Source organism: Psychrobacillus sp. (genome assembly GCF_056205495.1).
In genome coordinates this window covers 1-5,672 of record NZ_JBAEAP010000253.1, presented here as the reverse complement: position 1 = coordinate 5,672, position 5,672 = coordinate 1, and the positions used below count along the sequence as shown (strand labels likewise).

Here is a 5,672-nt window from a genome sequence, read left to right as displayed (position 1 = left end):
CAAGCTGCAAAGTAAAAATGTAACCATTATATTACCAGAGGGAAACGATCCAAGAATAATTGGGGCAGCATTAAAATTGCATGAAGAGGGAGTAATTCAGCCTATTGTCATAGGAAATGAACGCGATATTCCAAGTGGCTTACAGGTGTTGAACCCAGCAACCTATGAACATATGGACGAACTAGTAAATGCTTTTGTGGAAAGACGCAATGGTAAAGTGACTATAGAAGAGGCAAGAGAAATATTAAAGGATGTTAACTATTTTGGCACAATGCTTGTTTATACAAAAAAAGCGGACGGGCTAGTAAGTGGAGCAGCACATACAACGGCAGAAACTGTGCGACCGGCCTTACAAATTATCAAAACCAAGCCTGGAATTACAAAGACTAGTGGGGCATTTCTAATGGTAAAGAATGATACACGCTATATTTTTGCCGACTGTGCCATTACAATTGCTCCGACAAGTGATGACTTGGCAGAAATTGCAGTGGAGGGAGCTAAGACAGCTGCTGCATTTGGTATAGAGCCAAAGGTGGCAATGCTATCTTTTTCTACTAAAGGTTCCGCAAAATCGGAGGAGACGGACAAAGTCGTCCAAGCAACAAGGCTTGCAAGAGAACGCGCACCTCAGCTAGTGATAGAAGGAGAGCTTCAATTCGATGCAAGTATTGTTCCGTCCATTGCAGATAAAAAAGCACCAGGTGCCACAGTGAGAGGAGATGCAAATGTTTTTGTTTTTCCTTCGTTGGAGTCAGGCAATATAGGATATAAAATAGCAGAGCGTCTTGGAGGATTTGAAGCAATTGGGCCGATACTGCAGGGATTAAATGCCCCAGTAAATGACTTGTCACGAGGCTGCAATGCAGAGGATGTATACAAGCTTGCTTATATTACAGCAGCTCAAGCACTAGATTAAGGAGAATAGGGATGTCAGAAATAGATGTTTTATTGGAGCAACAAACATGGCGTGTTTGGGATCAGTCACTTAGCGGAAAAAGCCGCTCTGCATTGGAATCCTTTGCAGCTGACGATTTACTTTGTCATGTAGTCGGTCAGGGGCAGTCCCCAGCAACCGTAAGAACGTGGGTACATGATCAAACCGTAGTAATGGGAATTCAGGATCATAGATTGCCTTTTGTAGAAGAGGCTCAAGATTTCTTGCGTACGCGAGGCTACAATCCTATCGTTCGAAATTCAGGAGGACTTGCGGTTGTATTAGATGAGGGCGTCCTAAATATATCAATTGTGTTGTCTGAAAAGGAAAATTCCATAGACAAACCTACTGGCTACGAGGTTATGTTGGCTTTTGTCCAGCAACTTTTCCCAGAGGCTCAGGGAAAAATAGAAGCTTATGAAATAGTAGGCTCATATTGTCCCGGATCCTATGATTTAAGTATTGGAGGCAAGAAATTTGCTGGGATCTCTCAACGAAGATTGAGACAAGGCATAGCCGTCCAGGTGTACCTTTGCGTTGAAGGAAGCGGAAGCGAAAGAGCTCGCCTTATTCAAGAGTTTTATGAAATAGGGGTTCAGGGAGAAGATACTAAGTTTAGTTACCCTAGTATAAATCCTGAGGTCATGGCTTCACTTAATGAGCTGCTTCAAGCGACCTTTACGGTGCAGGATGTAGTCATTCGAATCCAACAACTACTGCATCAGAGGTCCGATCAAGTGGTCTCTCAATCACTTATTCAGGAAGAAGCAGAACTTTATCGGTTCTACTTAGAAAGAGTACTAAAACGAAATCAAAAAATGCTAGAAGGATAACCAAATCATACGCACAAAAAAGTATTTTTCCGCACATTGAGCTTGTCTATCTAACTACAACGAAATGCTAATATAATCAGAAAAAAAACCACCAATCCATTAAACGGTTGGTGGTTCTTTTGTTACTAGGTTGCCGTTTTTCTCCATTTGAAATACTGGCACTGCTGGCATTTCTTCGTCGTTTAATGTTACTAGTCGACGGGCACGGTTCATGATTTGTACGAATTGCTCGTAATCTTGTTTAATAGCAGCATTTTCTTTTTCGAGTTTGGCAAGCTCGCTTTCTAACTTACGAATCTTTTCATTTGAAATTGTTGCCATATGACGGTATCTAGAAATATCTGAATCACTGTGCTGCAGTCGTACTAGATAAGCAATGATTATATCTATTGATAATGCAGAAACCGGAATAGATTGAGTGCGTTCTCCCTCTTCCTGAGGTTTCGCTAGGTAGATTCCATTTCCTCTACGTCTGTAATCTTTTCCTAAAATACGAAGCTTTTCTTTGCGTTCTTTCTTTGCTTCTTTTAGCTCTGTTTCATATTGATGGCGAACTACTGCATTCCATCTAAATCCACAAGCTGCTGCTGTTCGGTTTAACTCGTCACCAGCTTCCTCAAATGCGTTTAACTGGGTGCTACCTTCGCGAACGTGTCTTAACACCAATTCAGCTAACAATTCATCGTTTTCTCTCATCCATGCGTCTTGTCTGATTTTTACCATGTTTGTCCTCCTACCATGTTCATAGTTTCGTTGTTCTATTAACATCATGGACAACATATCGCTCTTTTATTCACGTAATTTACACTTGATAGCAATATAAACTTTAAGATACAATGACGTGTAGACAATATCTATTTATAGAAAGGGTTGTGTACTATGGCAAACCATTTTCGAGTTTGCGATGAGTGTCAGGCCGTTAATTTAAAAACATTAATTCCAAAGCTAAAAGCAATCGATCCAGAGGCAGAGGTTGAGATTAAAGAATGTCAGTCCTACTGCGGTCCAGGGCGTAAAAAGACGTTTGCTTTTATAAATAATCGTCCAGTGGCAGCTTTAACTGAGGACGAATTAATGGAGAAAGTACGCGCCAAGCTGGAATCATAATAATAGACATTCCTTGCAAGAAGGTTATCCTATATGTAACGAACTATTGCCGCCTTTCCATAAGCGGCTTTTTTCTTTATACTTTAGTTAATAGGAAGTGAGCTACATTTTTAAGAGACATGGAGGGTGAGATATGAGCTATGCTACGCAAAAGCTAGCAGAAGAAAAAGTATTTAAGGATCCAGTCCATCGTTATATTCATGTTCGAGATCAAGTAATTTGGGACGTGATTGGGGCAAAGGAATTTCAACGGCTTCGTCGCATTAAACAGCTGGGTACTACTTATCTAGTCTTTCATGGGGCAGAACATAGCAGATTTAATCACTCGTTAGGTGTATATGAAATCGTCCGTCGCATCGTAGATGATAGTTTTGAAGGAAGACCAGAATGGGACCCTTCTGAAAGACTGGTAGTATTATGTGCAGCATTGCTACACGATTTGGGACATGGACCATTTTCTCACGCCTTTGAAAATGTATTTGGATTGGATCATGAGGAATTTACAAAGCAAATCTTACTTGGAGATACAGAGGTTAACGAGGTACTTAAAAGAGTCAGTCCTGATTTTCCTCAAAAAGTTGCCGATGTAATAGGAAAAACTTATCCCAACAAGCAAGTGGTAAGTCTTATTTCAAGCCAAATAGATGCAGACCGTATGGATTACTTACAAAGAGACGCTTATTTTACAGGGGTAAGCTATGGTCATTTTGATATGGAACGTATTTTACGAGTGATGAGACCGCTCGATGACCAGGTAGTTATTAAATCTACTGGTATGCACGCGGTAGAGGATTATATTATGAGTCGCTACCAAATGTATTGGCAAGTATACTTCCACCCAGTTTCACGAAGTGCAGAAGTCATTCTTACGAAAATTTTGCATAGAGCAAAAGCATTAAGTGAAAACGGATATGCCTTTGAGCAGCAGCCTACTCATTTTGTTCGGTTTTTCGACAAGACATTTACTCTAAATGATTATTTAGCATTAGATGAAGGGGTATTGCTAACATATTTTCAGCTGTGGATGAATGAAAAGGACGCCATTTTGTCTGATTTATGTAATCGTTTTGTTAACCGCAAACTATTTCAATATATTGAATTTGACTTGGCAAAAGACTATGTGAAAATGAAGGAATTAGAGCAACTGTTTAAGAGAGTTGGAATAGATCCAGAATATTATTTGGTGTTTGACTCGTCATCAGACTTGCCTTACGATTTTTATCGACCAGGAGAAGAGGGAGAGCGTATCCCGATACACCTACAAATGCCAAATGGAGAAATACGTGAACTTTCTCGCCAATCGGAAGTAGTAGAAGCTATTTCGGGTAAGCGACGAACAGATCACAAATTATACTTTCCAGAGGACTTTTTGACAGCAGACGGCAAGAAGAAAGCTTTGAAGAAACAAATACTTGATTTACTAAAATAGAGGTGGGTTTGTATTGTTAGAGGAACATGCAAAAATTGTACAATTTATCGGAGCAGCAGACGGGATCACGGGAAGAAAAAAATTACAAAAGATGGTCTATATCGCAAAGAAACTACAATTTCCATATAAAGAGAAATATGATTTCCATATATATGGCCCATACTCTGAAGAGCTAACCTTACGTGTAGAGGAACTTTGTAATATGGGATTTTTGCAGGAGGAGCGTCAGGATAAAGGCTCGTACGTCCAATATAAATATCAAATGACCGATGCAGGGGAACACTTTACTCAAATGGCTCAGATTTCTGAACCTAGTGCAGCATTAAATTCCTGCATTAAACAAATGAAGGAGAAAAGCTCACGGTTTTTAGAGCTAGTATCTACATTGCTTTACTTTGAGAACTTTCCAAAGGAAGAACAAATTGAAAAAGTACGTGTTGTAAAAGGAAAGTTGAATTACAGTGATGAGGAAATCGAGGAAGCTTTTTCGTTTGTGATGAACTTGATGAATGAAAAAGCTATTCACTAGGAATAGCTTTGGTTTACTTTATTTATCGCTAAGAAGTGTTCCAGCTACCGCATAGTGGTTTTTAGGCATTTCTTCGATAAATACGACAACATTCTCAACAGGAGCTTTTGTCGTTTCTGCAACTACTGCAGTAACCTTTTCCACTAGCTCTCTTTTTTGTTCATCTGAACGGCCTTCTAACATTTTTACTGTTACATATGGCATTTTGTTACCTCCTTTGTAGAAATAATCAGTATACTTAACATCATAACAGAAGAAAAGGAGCATACGCATGACAAATGAAGAAAAACCGAAACAAAAAGTAGGATTTACCATTATTAAAAACGATCCAACTGATGGTCACAAGGGATATGGGATCGGTTCTCTTTCACTTGAGAACGTTTCTCCGGTCATTATCGATATAGAAGAAGGCACTGCCAAAGTTGAAATTGGTGCGATGCATGCAAGAAGCGATACTGAAAGAGGTATTAAATTTACTACCAATCGGGAAGATTCTGCTGGAGGAAAGCCATATTGGTTAGTTTGGGTAACAATTGATTACAAACAGGATGGCCCTTATTATGCAGGCGTAGCTGCCTGTGAGATGGTAGTAAATCGAGAGAAGCGACGTGGTTATAAGATTTTAGCTGACCATGTCAATCGAATGGATAAGTCCATGAAGCGTCAAATCTTAGTTGATTTTATGGACGATCGTTCAAAAGGAATCTTGAAGGAGTTCTTACAGTCTCACAATCCTCAAATGTGGGAACAAAGCGAACAAAAGCTGCATCAAGATTTAGAAATATGATATTAAAATAACTTTTCAATGAATTAATTACAACATAGTCCGATTAGACGGTT

The 5,672-nt window shown here is 39.4% G+C and carries 8 protein-coding genes; 6 read left to right on the top strand and 2 right to left on the bottom strand.

The features are described 5' to 3' along the window. Positions 1-4 precede the first annotated feature (4 nt). Together pta and lipL are read left to right on the top strand one after the other, a co-directional pair. Complete coding sequence (pta, locus tag AC06OU_RS07325; protein WP_475854963.1) at positions 5-916, top strand: phosphate acetyltransferase; 912 nt, start codon at positions 5-7, stop codon at positions 914-916. Positions 917-936: 20 nt separating this feature from the next. Further along, positions 937-1,767 (top strand): octanoyl-[GcvH]:protein N-octanoyltransferase, encoded by an 831-nt coding sequence (lipL, locus tag AC06OU_RS07320; RefSeq protein WP_475854961.1) that lies wholly within the window; start codon positions 937-939, stop codon positions 1,765-1,767. A 99-nt stretch (positions 1,768-1,866) separates the two neighbouring features. Here the strand turns inward: lipL and AC06OU_RS07315 are convergent, their stop codons facing one another. Next, positions 1,867-2,490, bottom strand: a complete 624-nt coding sequence (locus tag AC06OU_RS07315; RefSeq protein ID WP_169361399.1) for an RsfA family transcriptional regulator — start codon at positions 2,488-2,490, stop codon at positions 1,867-1,869. Positions 2,491-2,646: 156 nt separating this feature from the next. Between AC06OU_RS07315 and AC06OU_RS07310 the strand changes: the two genes are divergently transcribed. The 3 genes from AC06OU_RS07310 to AC06OU_RS07300 all read left to right on the top strand — a co-directional run bounded on the left by AC06OU_RS07310 (position 2,647) and on the right by AC06OU_RS07300 (position 4,832). Then, complete coding sequence (locus AC06OU_RS07310; protein ID WP_144539789.1) at positions 2,647-2,874, top strand: YuzB family protein; 228 nt, start codon at positions 2,647-2,649, stop codon at positions 2,872-2,874. Positions 2,875-3,007: 133 nt separating this feature from the next. Continuing rightward, on the top strand, positions 3,008-4,303 hold the full coding sequence (locus tag AC06OU_RS07305) for an HD domain-containing protein (protein WP_251557139.1): 1,296 nt from the start codon (positions 3,008-3,010) through the stop codon (positions 4,301-4,303). A gap of 13 nt (positions 4,304-4,316) precedes the next feature. Next, positions 4,317-4,832, top strand: coding sequence for a YwgA family protein (locus AC06OU_RS07300; protein WP_475854958.1), 516 nt, complete (start codon positions 4,317-4,319; stop codon positions 4,830-4,832). Positions 4,833-4,850: 18 nt separating this feature from the next. Here the strand turns inward: AC06OU_RS07300 and AC06OU_RS07295 are convergent, their stop codons facing one another. Beyond that, positions 4,851-5,036: a 2-hydroxymuconate tautomerase gene (locus AC06OU_RS07295; protein WP_169361402.1), complete on the bottom strand. Its 186-nt coding sequence runs from the start codon at positions 5,034-5,036 to the stop codon at positions 4,851-4,853. 67 nt (positions 5,037-5,103) lie between these two features. On the opposite strand from AC06OU_RS07295, the gene AC06OU_RS07290 reads away from it, so the two are divergent. Continuing rightward, positions 5,104-5,619, top strand: a complete 516-nt coding sequence (locus tag AC06OU_RS07290) for a YwhD family protein (protein WP_475854956.1) — start codon at positions 5,104-5,106, stop codon at positions 5,617-5,619. Positions 5,620-5,672: the final 53 nt, after the last annotated feature.

Bases quoted from the DNA above. Each gene is read 5' to 3' on its own strand.
- AC06OU_RS07315 (WP_169361399.1), bottom strand. From the start codon at position 2,490: ATGGTAAAAATCAGACAAGACGCATGGATGAGAGAAAACGATGAATTG.
- AC06OU_RS07310 (WP_144539789.1), top strand. From the start codon at position 2,647: ATGGCAAACCATTTTCGAGTTTGCGATGAGTGTCAGGCCGTTAATTTA.
- AC06OU_RS07305 (WP_251557139.1), top strand. From the start codon at position 3,008: ATGAGCTATGCTACGCAAAAGCTAGCAGAAGAAAAAGTATTTAAGGAT.
- AC06OU_RS07295 (WP_169361402.1), bottom strand. From the start codon at position 5,036: ATGCCATATGTAACAGTAAAAATGTTAGAAGGCCGTTCAGATGAACAA.
- AC06OU_RS07290 (WP_475854956.1), top strand. From the start codon at position 5,104: ATGACAAATGAAGAAAAACCGAAACAAAAAGTAGGATTTACCATTATT.